The 17667-nt window shown below is 45.8% G+C and carries 16 protein-coding genes and 1 riboswitch; of the genes, 10 read left to right on the top strand and 6 right to left on the bottom strand.

Going from position 1 to position 17667, the window contains the following annotated elements; translation table 11 throughout:
• Positions 1 to 82: 82 nt before the first annotated feature.
• Entirely contained in the window at positions 83 to 1762 is a 1680-nt protein-coding gene (locus ACLWBB_RS12050; RefSeq protein WP_413287772.1) for a glutamine--tRNA ligase/YqeY domain fusion protein, read from the top strand.
• A gap of 60 nt (positions 1763 to 1822) precedes the next feature.
• On the opposite strand, the gene ACLWBB_RS12045 is transcribed toward ACLWBB_RS12050, so the two are convergent.
• Positions 1823 to 3124, bottom strand: coding sequence for a beta-propeller fold lactonase family protein (locus ACLWBB_RS12045; RefSeq protein WP_413287771.1), 1302 nt, complete (start codon positions 3122 to 3124; stop codon positions 1823 to 1825).
• A gap of 470 nt (positions 3125 to 3594) precedes the next feature.
• Here ACLWBB_RS12045 and ACLWBB_RS12040 point away from each other — a divergent pair, with 470 nt between their 5' ends.
• The 4 genes from ACLWBB_RS12040 (at position 3595) to ACLWBB_RS12025 (ending at position 7017) form a co-directional block, all read left to right on the top strand.
• The gene (locus tag ACLWBB_RS12040; RefSeq protein ID WP_413287770.1) at positions 3595 to 4269 is read left to right on the top strand and encodes a response regulator; all 675 of its coding nucleotides are present in this window, start codon (positions 3595 to 3597) and stop codon (positions 4267 to 4269) included.
• A gap of 176 nt (positions 4270 to 4445) precedes the next feature.
• Positions 4446 to 4958 (top strand): hypothetical protein, encoded by a 513-nt coding sequence (locus ACLWBB_RS12035; protein WP_413287769.1) that lies wholly within the window; start codon positions 4446 to 4448, stop codon positions 4956 to 4958.
• Between the two features lie 91 nt (positions 4959 to 5049).
• Positions 5050 to 5631 carry an Hsp20/alpha crystallin family protein gene (locus ACLWBB_RS12030; RefSeq protein ID WP_413287767.1) on the top strand — a complete coding sequence of 194 codons (582 nt, stop codon included), beginning with the start codon at positions 5050 to 5052 and terminating at the stop codon, positions 5629 to 5631.
• Positions 5632 to 5691: 60 nt separating this feature from the next.
• Positions 5692 to 7017: a phosphoribosyltransferase family protein gene (locus ACLWBB_RS12025; protein WP_413287766.1), complete on the top strand. Its 1326-nt coding sequence runs from the start codon at positions 5692 to 5694 to the stop codon at positions 7015 to 7017.
• Here the strand turns inward: ACLWBB_RS12025 and ACLWBB_RS12020 are convergent.
• Positions 7014 to 8396 (bottom strand): hypothetical protein, encoded by a 1383-nt coding sequence (locus ACLWBB_RS12020; RefSeq protein ID WP_413287765.1) that lies wholly within the window; start codon positions 8394 to 8396, stop codon positions 7014 to 7016. The two genes, ACLWBB_RS12025 and ACLWBB_RS12020, sit on opposite strands and share 4 nt — an antisense overlap.
• A gap of 143 nt (positions 8397 to 8539) precedes the next feature.
• Between ACLWBB_RS12020 and ACLWBB_RS12015 the strand changes: the two genes are divergently transcribed.
• Positions 8540 to 10237 (top strand): Eco57I restriction-modification methylase domain-containing protein, encoded by a 1698-nt coding sequence (locus tag ACLWBB_RS12015; protein WP_413287764.1) that lies wholly within the window; start codon positions 8540 to 8542, stop codon positions 10235 to 10237.
• Here the strand turns inward: ACLWBB_RS12015 and ACLWBB_RS12010 are convergent.
• Positions 10234 to 10866 carry a hypothetical protein gene (locus tag ACLWBB_RS12010; RefSeq protein ID WP_413287763.1) on the bottom strand — a complete coding sequence of 211 codons (633 nt, stop codon included), beginning with the start codon at positions 10864 to 10866 and terminating at the stop codon, positions 10234 to 10236. The genes ACLWBB_RS12015 and ACLWBB_RS12010 overlap by 4 nt on opposite strands.
• A gap of 178 nt (positions 10867 to 11044) precedes the next feature.
• Between ACLWBB_RS12010 and ACLWBB_RS12005 the strand changes: the two genes are divergently transcribed.
• Positions 11045 to 11422 (top strand): cysteine rich repeat-containing protein, encoded by a 378-nt coding sequence (locus ACLWBB_RS12005; protein WP_413287762.1) that lies wholly within the window; start codon positions 11045 to 11047, stop codon positions 11420 to 11422.
• On the opposite strand, the gene ACLWBB_RS12000 is transcribed toward ACLWBB_RS12005, so the two are convergent.
• Both ACLWBB_RS12000 and ACLWBB_RS11995 read right to left on the bottom strand, forming a co-directional pair.
• On the bottom strand, positions 11419 to 11964 hold the full coding sequence (locus tag ACLWBB_RS12000; RefSeq protein ID WP_413287761.1) for a TIGR00730 family Rossman fold protein: 546 nt from the start codon (positions 11962 to 11964) through the stop codon (positions 11419 to 11421). The two genes, ACLWBB_RS12005 and ACLWBB_RS12000, sit on opposite strands and share 4 nt — an antisense overlap.
• A gap of 60 nt (positions 11965 to 12024) precedes the next feature.
• Positions 12025 to 13035: a hemolysin family protein gene (locus ACLWBB_RS11995; protein WP_413287760.1), complete on the bottom strand. Its 1011-nt coding sequence runs from the start codon at positions 13033 to 13035 to the stop codon at positions 12025 to 12027.
• Positions 13036 to 13140: 105 nt separating this feature from the next.
• A riboswitch (purine riboswitch) is annotated at positions 13141 to 13240 on the top strand.
• Here ACLWBB_RS11995 and ACLWBB_RS11990 point away from each other — a divergent pair.
• From ACLWBB_RS11990 to ACLWBB_RS11980, 3 genes are all read left to right on the top strand, one after another.
• Positions 13234 to 13722: a hypothetical protein gene (locus ACLWBB_RS11990; RefSeq protein ID WP_413287759.1), complete on the top strand. Its 489-nt coding sequence runs from the start codon at positions 13234 to 13236 to the stop codon at positions 13720 to 13722. Its footprint overlaps the riboswitch before it by 7 nt.
• Positions 13723 to 13785: 63 nt before the next feature.
• A complete protein-coding gene (locus tag ACLWBB_RS11985) occupies positions 13786 to 15927 on the top strand; it encodes a heavy metal translocating P-type ATPase (RefSeq protein WP_413287758.1) in 2142 nt (713 codons plus the stop codon).
• 93 nt (positions 15928 to 16020) lie between these two features.
• Positions 16021 to 17304 (top strand): acetyl-CoA C-acetyltransferase, encoded by a 1284-nt coding sequence (locus ACLWBB_RS11980; RefSeq protein WP_413287756.1) that lies wholly within the window; start codon positions 16021 to 16023, stop codon positions 17302 to 17304.
• On the opposite strand, the gene ACLWBB_RS11975 is transcribed toward ACLWBB_RS11980, so the two are convergent.
• Positions 17301 to 17558, bottom strand: a complete 258-nt coding sequence (locus ACLWBB_RS11975) for a hypothetical protein (protein ID WP_413287755.1) — start codon at positions 17556 to 17558, stop codon at positions 17301 to 17303. The genes ACLWBB_RS11980 and ACLWBB_RS11975 overlap by 4 nt on opposite strands.
• Positions 17559 to 17667 lie beyond the last annotated feature (109 nt).

Genomic DNA, 17667 nt, shown 5'->3' with positions numbered 1-17667 from the left:
TAGCTTAAAATTGTGGCAGCAGCGGTGCGCCGGACCCCCTCGGACTTGACAAAAAACGGGGTGGCGGGTGTACTGCTAAGTTATGACAAAGCCTAATAAAACTCCTGCAGATGCACCAAATTTTCTGAAGCAAATTATCGAGAAAGACCTTGAGACCGGAAAGGTCCATGGCGAAATCGTCACGCGTTTTCCACCAGAGCCTAACGGCTACCTGCATTTGGGACATGCGAAGTCTATTTGTTTAAACTTTGGTTTGGCACAAGAATACAAAGGCCGCTGTCATTTGCGTTTTGATGACACCAATCCTGAGACCGAAGAAACCGAATACGTTGAATCTATCCAAGAAGACGTAAAATGGTTGGGTTTTGATTGGGGCGTACATCTTTATTACGCTTCAGACTACTTCGATCAATTGTATCAATGGGCTGAGCAACTCATTAAAGATGGCAAAGCTTACGTGGATTCTTTGAACGAAGAAGAGCTTCGCAAATATCGCGGCGACTTCACAACTCCAGGTAAAGACAGCCCGTATCGCACTCGTTCTGTTGAAGAGAACTTGGATTTGTTCCGTCGCATGCGCGCGGGCGAATTCGCAGAAGGTCAGCACATTTTACGTGCGAAGATCGACATGCAATCTCCGAACATGAATATGCGCGATCCGCTTTTGTATCGCATTCGTAAAGCGCACCATCACCGCACAGGGGATAAGTGGTGCATTTACCCAATGTATGACTATGCTCATCCATTGTCAGATGCAATCGAGCATATCACGCACTCGATCTGTACTTTAGAGTTCCAAGATCACAGACCATTCTATGACTGGTGTGTGGAAAACGTTCCAGCACCGGCAGAGCCTCATCAATATGAGTTTGCTCGCATGAACATGACCTTCTTGGTGATGAGTAAGCGTAAGCTTTTGCAACTGGTAAAAGAGAAATTGGTTTCTGGTTGGGATGATCCACGTATGCCGACTATTTCTGGTGTTCGTCGTCGTGGTTATACTCCAGAGTCTATTCGTCGTTTTGCAAAACGTATTGGTGTTGCGAAATCGGAAAGCGTTATCGATTACGACATTCTTGAGAGCTGTGTTCGCGATCATTTGGATGAAGTTTCTCATCGTGCGATGGCGGTTTTGGATCCAATCAAAGTTGTGATCGAAAATCTTCCAGCAGGACATAAAGAGTACATCGAAACGTCTGTGCATCCGAAAGACAAAGAACTTGGTCACAGAAAATTGCCTTTCACAAAAGAAGTTTACATTGATGCTGCGGACTTTATGGAAAACCCATCAGAGGACTTCTTCCGTTTGGGCCCAGGCCGCGAAGTGCGTTTACGTAATGCTTATGTGATTAAGTGCAAAGAAGTGATCAAAGATGCTTCTGGCAAAGTGACTGAGCTTCGCTGTGAATATGACCCTGTCACTTTAGGTGGTAAGCCAACGGCTGACGGCAGAAAAGTAAAAGGGATCGTTCACTGGGTGTCTGCGAACGAATGTCTAGACGCCGAAGTACGTATCTATGAGCGTCTTTTCAGCGTCCCAGATCCAGAAAACGTACCAGCAGGACAGGATTTCAAAGTAAACTTGAATCCGAACTCTCTGAAGGTGATCAAAAACGCAAAACTTGAAATCGGTTTGAAAGATGCAAAACTAGAAACTCGTTATCAGTTTGAGCGTGTCGGATACTTCTGCTTGGATAGCAAAGATTCAAAACCTGGGCAGTTGGTCTTCAACCGCGTGGTAGATCTGGCTTCTAGTCACTAGTTGATACTGAGATAGCAAATAAAAAAAGGAGACTTTAAAGAAGTCTCCTTTTTTTATGCCTTAACGAAGCGGTGTCACCTGAAGGGCATCGCTTTCGTTAGCGTGGACGCGAATGATGTTCACGGTGTTTCCTCCGCCTTGGCCAGGGCGGCCTTGGCTGGTCAGGATCACGGCCGATAAATCCGGAGCAACCGCAAGTCCCACAGCATATGGATCCACATTAATTTTCGAAAGAACTTCTAGTGTTTGTGCATTTAGAGTTACAAGCTCTGACGTATTGTTAACGGCTACGAATATGTATTTCCCTTTCGGAGAGATATCCAAGGTTCGTGCACCAACGCCGACAAAAGCTGACTTCCATTTTGGTCCCTGAATACGCTTACCTTTCGCCGAAACCAAAGCATTGACGACATCGACAAGAGGCGCTTTTGAAACATAGCCCGAGATATTTGAGCTTGCATAGATCGTGCTGCCATCGGGACTTAAAACCAAGTGTCTTGGTGTTGATGCGATATTTAGAATCGTACCCAAGTAAGTTTGAGTCGGGATGTGGAAGCCCGCAATCCCGCCTTTACCCATGCGGGCAACGATCAAGTACTGACTGTCTGGCGTGAACACACTGCCGCGCAAGCAAAAGCCACAAGTCTTATCGCGATCGGTGTTTTCAAGGCCCACTTGACTGAGTTGTTGTTCCACCGTCAGGTGCGTAACATAATTGTACTGACGAGGATCACCGCTAGAAGTGTCAATCAAGCCAACGGTGTTGTCGCCCCAGTGAATAACAGCTACGTACTTTCCGTCTGGCGAAGCGGTCACGTACTTCGGAATCGGGCCCGTTGGCATCACGCGGACAATTTCATCCGTTTGTGTGTCGATAATTGCGATGGCACCAGGGGATTGACCAAATGAATCCCAATCACGGCGATAGTATGGCACCCACAGGTATCTGCCATCGGCTGAGAGCTCGCTCTCGACCGGTTTTCCCATGAATTGATTCACGTCACCTGTTGGTGGCTGAATAAAGTACGGATAATCAAATACAGTGGTCTCGCCTTGGAAAAGAGCCGCGTTTTTGTCTGTAAAGCGATGACGAATAGTTTTTAACTTTTGCAGTTCTGGCCACGAATAAATGACGGTCTTTCCACCCTCTAAAGAATTGATATAGATCTTTTTCGCATCTGCTGAAAAGCGCACCGATTTAGGAGAAGAAATATCTTTGTCACGGATATCCACGGGGAGCTTATTTGGAAACTCGCTATAGCTAATGCGGGCGTAACCTTCCAGCGAAATCATCTCTTGGGCAAAGGCTGACGATAGGCTGAAAAACATCATGATAATGGCAAGGACATTATGTTTTTTCATGCCCTTGGAGCAGAGCAAGTTTGCCGCCAACATTTGGGGGTGTAAGAGCGAAATACTGGGTTTTAGCGGGGATAGATGGGTACAAATTACAGAAATCACCAAAGTTTAGACGATAAAGAGCAACGTCGTTCCTTTAGGTCACGTCAGGGAGTGACTGGGCCAAGATCTGACAGAAAATTCTGAAGTTGAGTGGGTAGGATGTAAAAGCAAGAGGGTGTGTTAACTTGAATTCAGAAGTTAATAACACCAGGTTTTGTACAGCTGTTTTTCTACGGGGTCTCCAGCTTTCTCCTTATACGTGGGGGCCTCGTAGGAAAACCACCTAAAATCTCCCTTTATTCCGCTTGAACAAATTCAGTCAATCATTCTAAAATAATAACCAGTTTATACCCTGTGCATCCACGTGATTTGGTCTTGTTTGGCGCCGTAGATTTAGAAATAATAAATAAGCGCGGTTAATTGGGGGAAGCTTGATTAGAACTATTATTTGCGATGACCATTCTCTTTTTCGTGAAGGCCTTTCGAGCCTCCTTAAAAACTACAATGACATAGGCGTGATCGCTGAAGCCAATAATGGCTTTGAACTTAAGACCACACTTGAAAAGATCGAATGTGATGTGTTGCTGACGGACTTTTCTATGCCGGGTGGCGGAGTCGAACTCATTAAAGAACTGCATGAACGTTATCCCAATATGGCTATTATTGTTTTAAGTATGCACTCTGAAGATCACTTTGCGATTCGCGTCTTTAAAGCTGGCGCCGTCGGTTTTATGTCGAAGAATTGTTTGTCTGAGAATCTTGCCGATGCTATTCGCAAGGCGTCTCAGGGCCAATGTTTTATGAATCCAAAATCAACTCAGCTTTTTGAGTCCGCACAAAGCCAAAAGAATAAAAAAGGCGAAGGACATGAAGGTCTTTCTGATCGTGAATTCGAAGTCATGGTTGGAATTGCGGACGGTCGTTCTTTGACTGAAATTGGCGAAAGTTTGTGTCTCAGTGTAAAGACTGTCAGTACATATAGGTCCCGTGTTTTGAGTAAGTTAAATCTTCATAGCAATGCTGAGATTGTTCATTATGTTTTGTCCCAAGGTCTTTCGAGCAAATTTGCGCACGATAGTGGGGATATTTCTAAAAAAGACGTTTAGCTCTTAAGAAGCTTTTGTTTATCTTCCTCGACGTTTACTGGGGTGATTTGACAAAGCACAGGTTTCGATGTGTTATGAAATATACATATTGAACCGGGTCCTGCGTAATTAAACGTCAGGAGTTTATCGAATGGTAGGGTCGCCATTACGCATGGGTGTAAAACCTAGGAGCGCATATGAGATTTGCCATTTTACTGTCCCTAAGTTTTTTGCTTTCAAATTGTTCCTCTACACAAGATAAAGACACCACAAAATCTTTGCCGGCCTCTATTGTCACAGCGGCAGATACTGCAAAGCCTGCATTTGAGAAAATCCAATACATCAGTGAGTTTAAACAAAAAGACAAAGTAGTTGCTAGCGCCAACTTAAGCTCGGACGACGCATCTATTGGTATCAAGTTTATTGCAAAGGACCTTTCGAAAGGCACTTATGTGCTGTTGCTGATCAATGACAATTGCCAAAACATTCAAGGCAAGTTGACGAGCATTCAAAAAACACAGGTCGACGGTGAGAATACAATTTTGATTTCAGAGTTTACCGCCAAAAAAGACTTGAATGAAAATCATTCTATAGAGGCTAAAGGTGGGGTTTCGCCTAAGGACTATTTGGCGAACCGTTATCTTGCAATCTATAGTGCCAGTAAGAAATCAAGCCAGTACACTTTTATCTCTTGCGAAAATCGCCAGTAAAAATTCACACCCAAGTCACACGGGTGTCGCTCGGGCTTCAAGACTCTTGGGGAACGTAAAGTCTCAACTGTGAATCATTTAAGGAGGCTTTATGCGTTCACCGCAGTCATCTAGAAACCGTCGTGAGTTGAGTCCATTTTCTAGCAGATCATTATTTGGGTCACCCATTGATGACTTTTTTCGTGAAATGGACCGAAATTTTCGAGACATCGACAGAGGATCCCTTAGAGATCGCTTGCTTGAAGAGCGAGGATCAGGCTCGCTTGCCGAGTTCAATCCTTCCGTGGACATCGAAGAAAGCGACGAGATCTTCCTAATTTCCGCAGACCTGCCAGGTATTAAAAGAGACGATATCAAAATCGATGTGAGCGGCAATACCCTGCGCATTTCTGGTGAAAGAAGCCGTGAAGTTAAAGAAGAAGGTTACTACGAAAGATCCTCGGGCCGATTCTCTCGCAGCTTTAGTCTGCCTGAGGGCGTCGACGCAAAGAAAATCGAAGCAAGCTTTGAAGATGGTGTGCTCAGAGTAGCATTGCCAAAAACAGAAGTGAAAGAAGCCCAAGAAGTGAAGATCCAATCGGGTCAACCTCAGGGACTGCTGGATCGCTTTCTTCACCGTGAAAAAACAGTGAAGGCGGGCGAACAAAAGTCCCAAGAAAAAGGCAAACACTAATACGAAACCCCTCAAGAGGCCCCTAAAAAGGGCCTCTTGTTTTTTTGACTTCGAGGACGTATGGATCGCTTTAAAAATCGTCAGGAAGCGGGCCAGCTCTTGGCCGAAAAACTTGTCTCTTATAAATCCTTATCGCCACTGATTTTGGCTATTCCCCGAGGCGGAGTACCTGTGGCTTTTGAGGTCGCACAAAAGCTTGATGCCGAGATGGATCTTCTGATGGTCAAAAAAATTGGTGCACCCGGAAATCCCGAGCTTGCGATAGGAGCCGTCAGCGAAGACGGCAAACCGTGGTTTAATAACAAAGTCATTCGCGTAATTGGCTTAGACCCCAGAGACCTTAAAGAGATCGCCAAAAATAAAAGCCTTGAAGTTCAGGCGCAGGTCCGAAAATTACGCGGAGAGAGTCCTGCTATTCCCATGAAAGATCGCAATGTGATCGTCGTTGACGATGGTATTGCGACGGGCGCGACTTTATTGGCGGCCATTAATATTCTAAAAGAGCGACACGCGCGCAAAATCATTGTTGCAGCCCCGGTAGCGCCGCTATCAACGTTGCAAGAAATCGAAAAAGTCGTCGACGAGGTGGTCTGCCTTCGGACTCCGTTTCCTTTTATTGCAGTCGGTGACTGGTACTCGGAATTCCGGCAAGTTGAAGACCAAAAGGTTCTAGAGTTTGTAGAAAAAAGCTCTCGCCCGAGCGTGCTAGCGGAAAAAGAAATTACTATTCGTGACGAAGACGTTCACCTTAAAGGCGATCTTCAACTGGTGAAAAATATGAAGGGGATTGTGATCTTCGCTCATGGCAGCGGCAGCAGTCGTAAAAGTCCCCGCAATCGCTTTGTTGCTCAGGAGCTCAATAAAATCGGTTTTAGCACCTTGCTCTCAGATCTTTTGAGTGAGGATGAAGCCAATAATCGTAATAATGTTTTTAATATCGAACTTCTTATTCAACGTCTTTTAAAGGCCACCGATGAGGTCATTCAATACTTGCCTGATGAAGATACGCCTATTGCGTATTTTGGTGCCAGTACTGGTGCCGCAGCCGCGCTAGGAGCTGCCGCAGAAAGCGCCAGAAGCATTTTTGCCGTCGTCAGTCGAGGTGGGCGCCCGGATTTAGCGGGTTCGTATCTGGACGAAGTCGCAGCGCCATCATTACTGATTGTCGGAGGAGAAGACTCGCCAGTGATTTCTCTGAATGAGCGGGCTGCAAAGAAATTAAAAAACTCAAAACTTGTGATTGTTCCAGGGGCCACACATTTATTTGAAGAAGCGGGCGCCTTAGATGAGGTCGTTGAATATGCGTCAGAGTGGTTTCTTCGCCACGTTCCAGGGCAGCGAAGAGGGAAGCCTATCAAAGAAACTACTATTCATCGTGGGATTTAAGCTGAAATCTCGCGCGGGTGCTTAGCAACATATTCATCAACAAGACCGTTGATGTAGTTTTGTGCATTGTACTTAGCAACGTCATGCGCGGCCTCTTTAGGGACGTGCATATGAGTAACACCCTGGCGCTTTAAGCGATCCAATTGACGGGTATAGAATACGCCGCCCTTTGGAGTATAGAGGACGTACTTATCGTTGTTGCTTAAGTGAATATAAAGATCAAACTCAACGCGACGATCACCCACGAGATCTTTAAGGTGAATTTTCGCCATATCAGGATGTTCCGAGTCTTCAAGAGGAATCATCACAGGATTCTTCGGGAAGAACGCCACCGCCAACTCGTCGCCACGGTGAACGGATTTACGCAAGAAATCAGCATACTCCATAGCCCAAGGTTCAAACTCCACGGGTTTAAGTGTGACATCTAAAGTGTCATTCTCGGAAACGGGCTCTCCGTTTTCGCGTAGAAATTTAAACAGCAAGCGCTTCATGTTTTCTAGGAACGACTCTTCCATCTTCTGGTCAGCGCCAAGGGCTGCGACCAAATAACCAGAGAAGCGATCTGATTCGACAATAATACAGCCAGAATTCGTGACGTTTTGAATTTTGTGATGAACTTTGCCATCCAGAATTTCCACGCAGCCAATCAAGGATCTCTCTGTTGCACGCGCAATCAGAGTGTCCTCGCCAGAGTGCATTTCTTTTTTCTCGGTAAAATGACGAAGCTGGTATTCAATTTCTTCGTCACGGCGAGTGCGAGCTTTTTTCTCGGCATAGCTGCTTGCAGTCACGTGAACGCTGCCAAACGGTTTAGCAGGCTTTTTACCTTCGATAAAAATAGCAGCCGGAGCCGGAGGCGCTGTTTTCAATGGTTGTGGGAAGATCAGATTTCCACCCTTAGGAGCATCATCAAAAACAAACTGTGGAGGCTGATGCTTTTTAACCTGAACAGGTTCAGTGTGTTTTACGAACAAACCTGCAGAGAATTGATCCCGCGTGTGTTTCATAATACAGCGTTCGATGGCAGGACCCGTTACTGGTGCAAAGACTTTGTATTCACACTGAGACTCTGACAGAAGATTGAACGAGTTTGCAGACTGAGTCTCGGCAAAAGTCATGATAGCGATTTTAAATTTATGCGCGATCAGCTTTGGTAGCATTTTGATTTTGCTATTCGAGTGATCGACGCTAATCAGGATGTACGAGTACTCTTGTTTGAGTAGCAGAAGCAGAGCTTCTTTGACATCTGTTGTAGAGTAGACAGCCCAGCCACGGTTACGCAAAAACATTTCCGAAGTCGCAAGACTGTTCGGATTTGCTTTTAGGATCAACATGGATTTTGGCAGCTCTTTAAGCTGTTCTTCCCCTGAGAAATTCATACTTTCTTAACGGCAAAAAGCGGTGATAAATGCAGGTCGAGCGCTAGACCAAGGACTGCTTATCGAACAATTTCTTCAGCTTTTAAACAGAAATAGGCACAATAAACATATCTCGTCATGGCAGCATCTTGAGAAGAGGTCGCTTGGAACTACTATCCCGACAAACAAAAGGTAAGTACCAGGACTCGGATCTTCGTAAAAAAACGGGATCCCATTACACGCCAACCCCTTTGGCGGATTTCCTCACCCAAAGAATTCTTCTGAATTATGATCTGAAAAACAGATCTGAAGTTTCTATTTTCGATCCTGCAGTCGGCGATGGTGAGTTGTTGTTGTCCCTTGCACAAGAGCTTCTTCGCCGTGGAGTTATGAAAGTAATTGTCGCAGGATCTGATATCAACGGCGATGCTCTTAAGCTTGCCGAAGAACGCTTGTCAGAATTGGGTGTACAGGTCGAAATCGATCTTAAACAACGCGATTTCACAGAGACACTGGAAGCCCCAAACTTGTTTTCTTTTGGTCAGGATCAAACTTACGATTTGATTATCGCGAATCCTCCGTATGTGCGTACTCAAGCTTTGGGCTCGAAGCACTCTTCCAAACTAAGTCGTGATTTTTCATTGGATGGACGTATCGATCTTTACTACGTTTTTCTTTTGGGCATTAAAAAATTCATGCATTCAGAAACTGTTGCGGGTTTTATTGTTTCGAATCGTTTTATGACCACCAAAGCAGGCGCCAGTGTCCGCTCTGGTCTTTGGAATCAGTACCAGCTGCATGAAGTGTGGGACTTGGGCGATAGCAAAATCTTTGAGGCCTCGGTCCTTCCGGCAGTGTTGGTCTTTTCGGAAAAAAATCAGAAAGAGCAAAAAGCACCGATCTTTACATCAATGTATACGAGCTCTCAGACTCTAGAAGAGTCAAAGAGCGCGCCGTTATTTGATGCGCTTTTAGAGGGCTCTGGCGTTTTTATCGATGAAGAAGGTGTCGGTTTTGAAGTTAAAAAAGGACACTTGAAAGTTCCTGAAAAACTTGGCGACGTATGGAGAGTTTCAAATTCTGAAATCGACGATTGGTTTCAGACGGTGAAGGCGCACACGCAATGCTTCTTTGGCGATCTTGGCAAGATCCGTGTTGGTGTCAAAACCACAGCCGATAAGATATTCATTCGTACAGATTGGAGCAGCGAAGAGTTGTGCCCTGAAGCAGAACTCTTAAAGCCGTTAATCACGCATCACTGTGCGAATCGCTACAAACAAGCCGAAGAAAATCCACGAAAGATTCTGTATCCTCATGCTTTCAGTGAAGGGCAAAAGACGACGGTTGATTTGACCCAATATCCTCGCGCTTTGCAGTATCTTGAAAAATACCGCTCACAGTTGGAAGCTCGCGATTACCTAATCGAAGCGGGCCGAAACTGGTTTGAACTTTGGGTCGCGCAAGAACCAGCGCTTTGGCAAAAACCTAAAATGGTCTTCCGTGATATTTGTGATAAACCCACTTTCTGGTTGGACGAAAGCGGCGCTATTGTAAACGGGGATTGTTATTGGCTAACGCTCTTTGAAGGCATGTCTGAAGATTATTTGTGGTTAGCCGTTGCCGTTGCAAATTCCTCGTTTATCGAGAGTTACTATGACCATAGATTCAATAACAAACTCTATGCGGGACGCCGTCGTTTTATGACCCAGTATGTAGAGCAGTTCCCAATTCCAAAACTAAGCCCAGAGCAAAAGACCGAAATCCTAACTTTGGTAAAAAGCATTGCTCAGAATATTCCAGCAGACACTGCTCAGGACGAGGCGCGTTTAGATGCTTTGATTTGGCAGGCGTTTGGTCTTTAGTTCCAGACGCGACGGCAGCTCTTTATAGGAGCCATCTGCAGGTGAGGCACGATATTCAAATAGCGGCTCTCCAGCCACAAAGAAAGATCTCTTAATTCTTGTTCTTTAAAAAACTGACTAGCTGGACTGAGTTTTCTGCCAAACTCTTCAGCCGCCACCGGGTCTAAACTGCGATCCACCAGATCCGCCACTTTTTCAATCGTATAAAGAGCTTCCACCATTTCTGGTGAAAGATGGCGTTCGTTAAAGAATTTTTCGGCGATCGAATGATCAATGGCATTGATATCACTGACAGTGGACATCAGGCGAGCGCGGGCCTCTTCGTTTGCGGGTGGTTTGCCATAAAATTCAAAAAGGCGCGGCAAAGAGTTTCTCATTGTTTTTGAGCTGTCATGAAGTCTTAGAAAATCCTTTAAGTCTTTCTTAGAAACATTTGGAAAGTGGCTTGCTGCCAAAGTCATTCCAAGGACAACAACGCGCTCGCGATGAAGTTCTATGTGCTGTTGGAAGTCTTGGATTTGCGTAACGTAATTCTGAGCGTGGCTGATCCCGCTTGCGAGAGTGACGAATAACATCCCTGTAAGAGCCCACATTAAAGCGGGAAGGCGTACATGCCTTAGAAAGTCCACATCCGTGTCCTTGGTTAATTTTTAAAGTCATCATTCTAGAGAGCAAATGGGGTGCTTGCTGAAATGTGAATTAATAGTCTTTAGGGAACGAACGTTGTCGAAGCTTTTGACAGTAAGCCCAATCATGTTAAGTTTAGTGCTTAGGACGGCCCGGGGCCGAAATTAAGGAGGATTTTTAATGATGAAAATAATTGGTATCGCAGCTTGTATTTTGGGTTTTTCACTCGTGGCTTCTGCTCACCAGCATGAAGGACCATGCATGGCTGATAAAGAAGCTTATTGCAAAGACGTGACTGCAGGTCATGGTGCAATCGTAAAGTGTTTGAAAGAGAACGAAGCGAAACTTAAGCCTGAGTGCCAAGCACACATGAAAGCGGCCAAAGAGGCTATGAAAGACGTCAAAGAAGCTTGTCACGAAGATTTCGAAAAGTTCTGTCATGACGTAAAGCCTGGTGGCGGTCGTATTATAAAATGTATGAAAGAACACGAAGCTGAATTGTCAGCGACTTGCAAAACTGAAATTGCAGAGAAAAAAGGCGCTCGTAAAAAGCGCTAATTTCCGCAGCAGATTTGGAGAGCTTCTTCCGTACTCTCAGTCACTTGGAAGAGCTTTCCATATTGCGGTCTTAAAAGGCCGCTACTGACAGCGTGTTCAACGAATTTATGAAGGTGGTGATAGTACTGGTCGACATCCAGGATCGCCACCGGCTTTTGATGATAGCCAATCTGTGACCAAGTCAGCACTTCGAAGAGCTCCTCGAGGGTTCCGAAGCCCCCAGGTAGCGCGATAAAAGCATCAGCCAAGGTCGCCATTGTAGCTTTTCTTTCATGCATATCATTCACAACGCGAAGATCCTGAATACCGGTATGACCTTGCTCTTGATCCATCAATTTACGTGGAATGATACCGATGACTTTCCCGCCGTGCTCAAGAACAGAATCTGCAACAACGCCCATAAGACCTACGTGACCGCCGCCATAGACAAGCTCGATGCCCTTTGAGGCAAGGAGTTTTCCAAGTTCTTTGGCTTTTAATGTGAAGTTGGGATTGTTTCCGCTGCTCGCGCCACAATAGACGCAGATTCTTTTGATTTTCATAGACGCTTTCATAGGGGATTTTCCCAGAAAGGGCAACGTGGAATCAGGTTTTAGAATCTTTTAGCGGCGGCGAAGATTGGTGCGTGCGCGTACAAGCTGCTTCACGACGTTATCATCGTCCTCGTCAAAGATATCGCCCACAAACTCTTCCAGGATGTCTTCGATAGTGACGATGCCCACGGGATCGCCATTGCTAATGACGATCGCCATATGCTTACGCTGGCCTTGCAGCATTTTGAGGGCGCTCATGATGTCGGTATTTTCTTCAAGGTAAAGAGCGCCACGAACGATGCTGAGCCAATCGGTTAGATGGGACTCTTTAAAAAGATGGAACTCTTTAGAATTCAAAATCCCGGTGATGCGATTGCCTTTTTTAACGGGCGTGCGGGTATGTCCTGTCTCTGCGATGATCTTTGCCACTTCTTGGATGCTCATTTCGCTATCAAGAACGCTGACCTCTTTGACGGGCACCATGATTTCTTTAACGGTCAGGCGGCGCATGATCCCGAAAGAGACCGCATAGCCTGGGCTAGCATCGGCTCCCGGGTCAGTCCCAGGGCTGTGCTTGATTCTAAAAAGGCGTAGTAGCAGATTGGTGCTATTTTCTAAAACGTTGATGATGGGGCTTAAGACCTTGTCAGAGACTCGCAAGAACGGGGTCATCATAAGGGCAATGCCGCTTGGGTTTCTGAGCGCAATGGCCTTTGGGAAAAGCTCGCCAAAAACCACGCTAAAGGCTGTCAGGGGGATAACGACGAGGGCCAGGGAAATGCTTTCTGCGGTGTCTGGAGAGACCCCGAAGCGGCTTTCAAAGTAAGGGGAGAGGCTTTCCTCGGCCCCGGCACCGCCGACGGCGGCAGCAATGGCGCCCACAAGAGTGATCCCAATTTGAATGATGGAAAGAATACGCTCCGGGCGTGATTTCATTTCTAAAAGCTGTTGGGCGCGATGAGAGCCATGGCGAGCCAGCTCGCGGAGTGAGGCTCTTCCTGTAGATACAAAGGCCATCTCAGTACCTGATAAAATGGCGTTCAGGATTAAGCACAGTACAACAACAATGAATTCCAACATAAGTTCTCCAAAAATTAGTCATAACATTGCTGAGGCCAAAGGCACAATGACACCACGCCATGCTGTTCCATGGAATTTTATTGCCAAGAACTGAACAGGGTTGTTAGCAATTATACCCGAGACACAAATATATGTCGGAAATAAGGTCCGATGTTTCTACCTGCCACCACTACAATGGCAGACTATTTGGAGGGGAAATTGTTCAAGTCGTTGTCGCTCGCTATTGTTCTGTCTTTTGTATCTATCAGCACATTCGCATACTCAAATTCAGGGAACTTTCCAAAAGGCCCGGATTCTGCATTAACTCCAGGAGCTCTTTGTGAGCACCCAGATAGCTACCGCTATCCAGAGAAAATCGCTTATTGCGAACGTGATGTGTCCTCAGACCTTAAAAAAGAAATCTTCGTAAACTACGACCAACTCGGTTACCGCACTCGCGAGATGAATCGTATGGCGTTTAAAATCGACCATTACATTCCTCTTTGCATGGGTGGCAGCAACAGCGTGAAAAACCTGTGGCCACAACACGAGAGCGTGTATCAAATCACAGATCCTTTGGAGCCTCTTTTGTGCGAGAAAATGGCTGACGGCCGTATCTCTCAAAAGAAAGCTGTTGAGTACATCGTAGAGGCTAAAAACAACCTCGACGAAGTTAAACGCATCATCCGCGAAGTAAATCAGCTGTAAATCTTCTGATTTTGTCACAAAAGGCCGTCCTCTTACCTATCTAATATGGTAAGAGGAGTGCTTATGGAATCACCGCAAAACACCACCAATTCGTCTCAAACCGAAATGGATCTCCAGCTCATTGGCATGACCTGTGTCAATTGTGCGGCAAAAATCGAAAAAACTCTGAATAGTCTTGATGGCGTTAAAGCCAGTGTGAACTTTGCCACTGAAAAGGCTCACGTGGCTTATCCTTTGGGCAGTATTTCTACCGAGGACCTGATCCGTGCAGTTCAAGGTGTCGGTTATCAGGCTTTTGAAATCAATTCTGAGCTTGGTGCTCAGAAGGCCAAAGAAGAGGCCGCTGCTGAATACCACAAAGACCTTTGGCATTTTTGGATCTCTGTTCTTTTAACAACTCCGTTTATTATTGAAATGATCATGATGTTCACAGGCCGCGGGCATGAATTAATGCCGCGTTGGTTGCAGTTGGTATTAGCGACGCCGGTTCAGTTCTGGATTGGGTTTCGTTTTTATCGCGGGGCTTTTTATGCTCTCAGATCAAAAAGTGCGAACATGGATGTCTTGGTCGCTCTTGGGACCAGCATGGCCTATTTGCTGAGTGCCGTGGTGACGATCTTAGATTGGCACGAACAGCATGTGTATTTTGAAGCAAGTACGGCCATTATCACTTTGATTCTTTTAGGCAAGCTTATGGAATCTCGTGCGAAGGGGAAAACGTCGGAAGCTGTCGAAGGACTTTTGCGTTTACAACCAAAGCACGCGTTTGTTGAGCGAAACGGCGAGATCGTCGAGATCTCTACGGACGAGCTACAAAAAGGGGACGTGCTTTTAGTTCGCAATGGCGAATCCATTCCTGTTGACGGGATTGTGGTTGAGGGCACCTCTTCTGTTGACGAGTCAATGCTGACTGGGGAAAGTATTCCCGTTCAGAAAAAAGTCGAAGATGCTGTTTATGCGGCGACTTTAAATCAAGAGGGCAGTCTTAAAATAAAAGCCACCAGCGTTGGGTCGCAAACTCAATTGGCGCAAATTATTAAAATCGTGACAGCGGCTCAAGGATCTAAAGCGCCGATTCAAAGATTGGCTGACAAGGTTTCTGGAATTTTTGTGCCGATCGTTGTTTTGATCAGCGTTCTTACTTTTTTTGGAACTTGGTTTTTCACTAAAGACCTTCAATCGGCTTTCGTTGCTGCGGTCTCAGTCCTAGTCATCGCATGTCCTTGTGCTTTGGGGTTGGCAACACCAACCGCCGTTGTGGTGGGAATTGGTAAGGCCGCTCAAGCTGGAATTTTATTCCGAGATGCCAAAGCTTTAGAGCTTGCTGAAAAAATCGATGTTTTGATTTTAGATAAAACCGGTACGATCACGGAAGGCAAACCCGTCGTGACTGAATTGCAGGTTTTAGATCCAAGCTTTACCAAAGAAGGTATTTTGCAAATTGCAATGAATCTTGAGCAGGGATCTTCGCATCCACTAGCGCACGCGATTCTTGAAGAAGCTAAGAAGTACAAATTGAAAGCACAACCGGTGGCGGGCTTTGAAGCTCTTTCTGGTCGTGGTGTAAAAGGTCAGATGAACGGCAAAGAGTACTTCTTGGGTCGCATGGATGGCGAAAGCAATATGTCTTTGGTGGTTGATGGAAAGGCTTTAGCGAAGTTTGAAGTGAAAGATCGTATTCGTGAAAGCTCTCGTGAGGCTATTGAGCGCATCCAGAAAATGGGTGTCAAGGTCATGATGCTGACTGGGGATAACGAAGCCACAGCCCGAGAGATTGCAGCCCAGGCGGGGATTACAGACTTTAAACACAGCGTGAAGCCAGCAGACAAGGCCAACGTCGTTTTGATGATGAAACGTAAAAAACAAAAAGTTGCAATGGTTGGGGACGGGATTAATGATGCCCCAGCTTTAGCGATGGCGGATGTCAGTTTCTCGATGTCTTCAGGAACTGATATTGCGATTGAAACTGCAGACGTGACTTTGATGAAGAATGATTTACGCGCGGTAGCCCAAGCGATGAGTCTATCGGGCGCGACCCTTCGTAAGATTCGTCAGAATCTATTCTTCGCATTTATTTACAATGTCTTAGGAATTCCTCTGGCCGCTTTAGGAATGCTGAACCCGGTTATCGCAGGTGCTGCCATGGCGATGAGCTCTGTGTCAGTTGTGAGTAATTCTCTGCTTTTAAAGCGAAAGAAGGTCTAGGCGCTCTGTTCTGGAGTCTTTGCTTCATAGTTTGACCTTTTCTTTCGGTCGGTCTCTTTCTATGATTAAGGGATCAATCTCAAGGAGGCTACGATGACTAGCAAAACGATCCGACCGGCCTATGTTGCAGGGGCAGCCCGTATACCATTCGTTAAATCTGGAACCAAATACCGCAATGTGAAGACTTACGATTTGATGTCGGCAAGTTTGAGTCACTTGGTTCGTCAATACAAGTTGCAGGGTAAAATCCTAGGAGACGTCGCACTCGGTGCTGTGATGAATAGCTCGATCGAGTGGACGATTGCTCGTGAGGTTGTTCTTGGCAGCGAGCTTCATCCATACACTCCGGCTTATTTCACACAAAGAGCTTGTGGCACTTCACTAGATGCTTCTTTGCAACTTGCTTTGAAGATCGGTGCTGGACAAATCGAAACGGGTATTGCTGGTGGTTTTGATACCAACAGTGACTTGCCGATTTTATTCCCACGCTCTTTTGCTAAAAAGATTTTGAACTTACGTGACGCCAAAGGTTTTGGCGGTAAGCTTGGTTCGGCTTTAAGTTTTGGTCCTAATGACTGGAAGCCTCAGTTCCCACGAGTTGAAGAAGCTCGCACGGGTCTTTCAATGGGCGAGCACTGTGAGCTGATGGTGAAAGAATGGAAGATCTCTCGTGAAGCACAAGACGAAATCGCTTTCTTAAGTCATCAAAATGCGGCGAAGGCTTATGATGAAGGCTTCTTTAAAGATCTCGTATTTGAATTTCAAGGTGTCACTGCCGATGGGATTGTTCGTAAGGACACTTCGATGGAGAAACTTGCGAAGTTAAAACCAGCTTTTGATAAAAGTGCTGCCGGAACTTTGACAGCAGGGAATAGCAGCCCGCTGACAGATGGATCTTCGACAGCTCTTTTCTGTTCTGAACAAGGTTTGAAAGATCTGAATGTCGAGCCTTGGGCACGCTTCGTCGACGCGCAAGTGGCTGCTGTGGACTTTGTTCATGGCGATGGCCTTTTGATGGCACCAACAAAAGCAGTGGCTCAGATGCTGGCTCGTAACGGTTTGACGTTGCAAGATTTTGATTATTACGAAATTCACGAAGCCTTCGCAGGACAAGTGCTCTGCACTTTGAAAGCGTGGGAGTCTGACGAGTACTGCAAAAAACATTTGGGTTTGAGCAAAGCTATGGGATCTATTGATCGCAGCAAATTAAATGTTAAAGGTAGCAGTGTTGCGACAGGACATCCGTTTGCGGCGACTGGGACTCGTATCGTCGGCAGCCTTGCAAAGATGCTTAAAGGCACGCGCGGCAAACGAGGTTTGATCTCTGTTTGTACGGCGGGCGGTATGGGTACCGTTGCGATTTTAGAATCCGTTTAGTGAATTAAAGAAATCTCTTCAATACGTTTACGAAGGTGACGCTTCATCGGTTCGATCTCGTCATCTTCGTGATCGTGCCACAGGTATTCGTTACGAAGTTTTACAATTTCATGCGCTTGATTTGTATTCACATGTGGCGAAGCTGTATCAACCAGTCGGCGCATGTGGTAATCGACTTCGCGTTTAAAATCTCCGTATTCAGTGAAGCTAAACTCGTCGAGGGATTTGATGAACTCTTGCCATGGATTTTCCATATTGAGATCTCCTCTCAATTTCTATGAAAACATGCGGTCGTCTTGACCCGTGTGATGAAGCCTTGTAATTTTCTTCTTAGATTCAGGGAGTAGTTGGTTTCGCAAATAC

This window comes from Bdellovibrio sp. HCB337, from assembly GCF_047302465.1.
GTDB lineage: Bacteria > Bdellovibrionota > Bdellovibrionia > Bdellovibrionales > Bdellovibrionaceae > JACMRP01.
The sequence above is the reverse complement of the archived record's forward strand: the minus strand, read 5'-3'. Positions and strand labels throughout refer to the sequence as shown.

Excerpts from the sequence above, each read along its gene's own strand:
- ACLWBB_RS12025 (WP_413287766.1), top strand. The coding sequence starts at position 5,692 with ATGGATCGCTTTAAAAATCGTCAGGAAGCGGGCCAGCTCTTGGCCGAA.
- ACLWBB_RS12005 (WP_413287762.1), top strand. The coding sequence starts at position 11,045 with ATGATGAAAATAATTGGTATCGCAGCTTGTATTTTGGGTTTTTCACTC.
- ACLWBB_RS12020 (WP_413287765.1), bottom strand. The coding sequence starts at position 8,396 with ATGAATTTCTCAGGGGAAGAACAGCTTAAAGAGCTGCCAAAATCCATG.
- ACLWBB_RS12035 (WP_413287769.1), top strand. The coding sequence starts at position 4,446 with ATGAGATTTGCCATTTTACTGTCCCTAAGTTTTTTGCTTTCAAATTGT.
- ACLWBB_RS11980 (WP_413287756.1), top strand. The coding sequence starts at position 16,021 with ATGACTAGCAAAACGATCCGACCGGCCTATGTTGCAGGGGCAGCCCGT.
- ACLWBB_RS12030 (WP_413287767.1), top strand. The coding sequence starts at position 5,050 with ATGCGTTCACCGCAGTCATCTAGAAACCGTCGTGAGTTGAGTCCATTT.
- ACLWBB_RS12000 (WP_413287761.1), bottom strand. The coding sequence starts at position 11,964 with ATGAAAATCAAAAGAATCTGCGTCTATTGTGGCGCGAGCAGCGGAAAC.
- ACLWBB_RS11995 (WP_413287760.1), bottom strand. The coding sequence starts at position 13,035 with ATGTTGGAATTCATTGTTGTTGTACTGTGCTTAATCCTGAACGCCATT.
- ACLWBB_RS12045 (WP_413287771.1), bottom strand. The coding sequence starts at position 3,124 with ATGAAAAAACATAATGTCCTTGCCATTATCATGATGTTTTTCAGCCTA.
- ACLWBB_RS12050 (WP_413287772.1), top strand. The coding sequence starts at position 83 with ATGACAAAGCCTAATAAAACTCCTGCAGATGCACCAAATTTTCTGAAG.
- ACLWBB_RS11985 (WP_413287758.1), top strand. The coding sequence starts at position 13,786 with ATGGAATCACCGCAAAACACCACCAATTCGTCTCAAACCGAAATGGAT.
- ACLWBB_RS11975 (WP_413287755.1), bottom strand. The coding sequence starts at position 17,558 with ATGGAAAATCCATGGCAAGAGTTCATCAAATCCCTCGACGAGTTTAGC.